1 protein-coding gene is annotated in these 1,400 nt (G+C 57.2%); it reads right to left on the minus strand.

The annotated features are described in order from the left end of the window. Positions 1-213 precede the first annotated feature (213 nt). Positions 214-1,272 (minus strand): IS110 family RNA-guided transposase, encoded by a 1,059-nt coding sequence (locus HU750_RS26910; RefSeq protein ID WP_186683367.1) that lies wholly within the window; start codon positions 1,270-1,272, stop codon positions 214-216. Positions 1,273-1,400: the final 128 nt, after the last annotated feature.

Raw genomic sequence — 1,400 nt, forward strand, 5'->3', positions numbered from 1 at the left:
TAGGAACCCGGTTGCATCTATGTATCAGGCCTATTCGAGGAAGCTTTTTGCTTCTGGCCAACATCGTGGTGAGCTCGCAGCGTGCCGTTTACATTGAGGCCATTCATCAGGCCTGTAGGAGCAGAGGCATCTGTCTGCGACGGTCTTACCAGGGGTCAATGTTCACTAGCAGGGGTTGGAGCGCTCGGCGCCCCGGTGGCATTGCTCGGTTGATCAGAGGCTCATAGCAGCCTCCGAGTTGCTGTTCGGTTTGCGCTGATATACCTGATCGCTCTGCAACAAGGCCCAGATAATGCGCAGATTTCGATTAGCCAGTCTGATCGCCGCCTCCTTGCGTCCAAGGCGGGATAGCCAGCGTAAAAGGCGGTGATCGTCTGGCTGATCGGAATCAGGCCTTAGCTGACTCAAGACAGCATGCGCCCCCTGGATCATCAGGCTGCGTATGTAGCCATCACCTCGCTTGCTCATCCTGCCCAGCCTGATTTTGTTTCCGCTGCTGTGCTGGTCGGGCACGATACCGAAGAAGGCGGCATACATTCGGCCACTGGCGAAGCGGCTAGGCTCGGTCTGTTTCGCCACGATCGCCGTGGCAATGATTGGGCCCACGCCACGAATGGTGATCAACCGCTGTGCGACCTTATCTTCCTGGGCTGTCGCTTCAAGCCGCCTACTCAGCGTCGCAATGCGTTCACCCAGAGAGAGCCAGTCAGTCAGCAGCTCATCGAGCAACTCGCGCAACAAGTCGGGCAGAGGTAAAGAGGCATCTTCAAGAGCCCGTGGCACATGCGAATTGATCGCCGCATCGCCTTGAGGCATGGAGACGCCATGCTCTAGCAGCAGGCCACGTATCTGATTACCCAGCGCTGTATGCCGCTTGATGTTGCCGCGCCGGACACGGTGCAGCGCTTGAATAGCCAGTGCTGTAGTGCTCTTGATCGGGATTGAGGCAATACTGGTATCGCGACCGGCACGCAAAATGGCATGGGCGTCGTTACGGTCATTCTTCGCGCCGCTGCGGTGTTCGGCAACGCGTTGCGCAGGCAGGATCCGAACCGGATTACCCTTGGCCTGCAGTAGTCTGGCCCAGGCTTGCGCACCAGGACCGCACTCCATTAAGACAGTCACCGTCACTGGCAGCTTGATTAGAAAATCATGGAAATTTTGACGGGATTTGATGCGATTTTCGTAGATCACCCGACCGGTAGCATCCTCGCCTGCTAACTGGAAGACCTGTTTGGCCAGGTCTACGCAGAGGGTTGTGCAAAGCTCCACATCAGTGGAAGACAGGGGATCGTGCTTCGAACTATGCTTCTTCATGGTCTCGCCCTCGCTGCCGTTGGCTTCTTTGAACGCCACCGTGGCACTGTGATGCCTCGGCGGGGGCGAGTCCATCGATTACA

Source organism: Pseudomonas sp. SWRI50 (assembly GCF_014269095.1).
Lineage (GTDB): Bacteria > Pseudomonadota > Gammaproteobacteria > Pseudomonadales > Pseudomonadaceae > Aquipseudomonas > Aquipseudomonas kermanshahensis.